At 43.0% G+C, this 970-nt stretch carries 1 protein-coding gene; it reads left to right on the top strand.

What is annotated here, in order from left to right:
• Positions 1 to 779, top strand: a 779-nt coding sequence (locus tag A3762_RS25135) for a TonB-dependent siderophore receptor (RefSeq protein ID WP_156493747.1), incomplete at its 5' end; no start/stop codon positions are given.
• Between the last annotated feature and the right edge of the window lie 191 nt (positions 780 to 970).

Below are 970 nucleotides of genomic sequence, written 5' to 3'. Positions count from 1 at the left end.
GATATGATCGCGTCAAACAAAGCTTCGATCGTGTTGGCATCTATGGTGCTGCAGACTCAACGAGCTATAGCGATACCTTAGAAGACGTTAATACTGATTTTGCATTAATGTATCAATTCGAAAACGGTATCAGCCCTTACTACAGCTATGCTGAATCTTTTACTCCCAATGATGCTGACCAGAATGGCAACCTTGTTGATCCAAACGAAGGTAGTCAACATGAAATTGGTGTGAAGTTCTTATCTTCTGACAGCAACACCTTAGTGACAGCTGCAATATTCCAAATTGATGAAGACAACCGCGTCACCGATACAGATCCTGCGAACTTCAAAGTCATCGACGCTTCGTACGAAGGCGCTGAGCTTTCTGTTCAGCATCAAATTGAAGACATCCATATCCAAAGCTCTTATACCTATTTGGATACTGAGCAAAAGCAGACAGGTGCTAGCAAACTAAAAGTACCGAGTGTCGCAGATGAGATGGCAAATACATGGATCTCGTATATTCCTAGCGGCGGCGCATTAAATGGCTTCCGAGCAGGTATTGGAGCTCGCTATATTGGTAACACAGTGAGTGACACCAATATCTATGAAACAGCAGGATATACCCTATATGACGCTATGCTTGGCTACCGTTTTGCTGACGTGGATCTTCAATTGAACGTATCCAACTTAACTGATAAAGAGTATGTTGTTGGTGTGTCGGACCAAGATCTTGGCGCGTCAAGCTTTAAAGGACCTGAACGCTATGCTAGCTTAACGGCTAAATATCTATTCTAAGGTAATAGCTATTCTCAATTAGAAAGCGCCAATCGGCGCTTTTTTCGTCTTGACCAAGTGAAAATCTAAGGCAGCCTCAAGGCTACCCTACTCCATTTCACGTCTTCTTTGTTGGGTAAAATGCTGTCTTGATTATCGATACGCAGTGCAATCTCAAAACCTAGAATTTGCGCTTCTTCGCAAAGCGTACT

The sequence above is a fragment of the Oleiphilus sp. HI0125 genome, assembly GCF_001635355.1.
The sequence above is the reverse complement of the archived record's forward strand: the minus strand, read 5'-3'. Positions and strand labels throughout refer to the sequence as shown.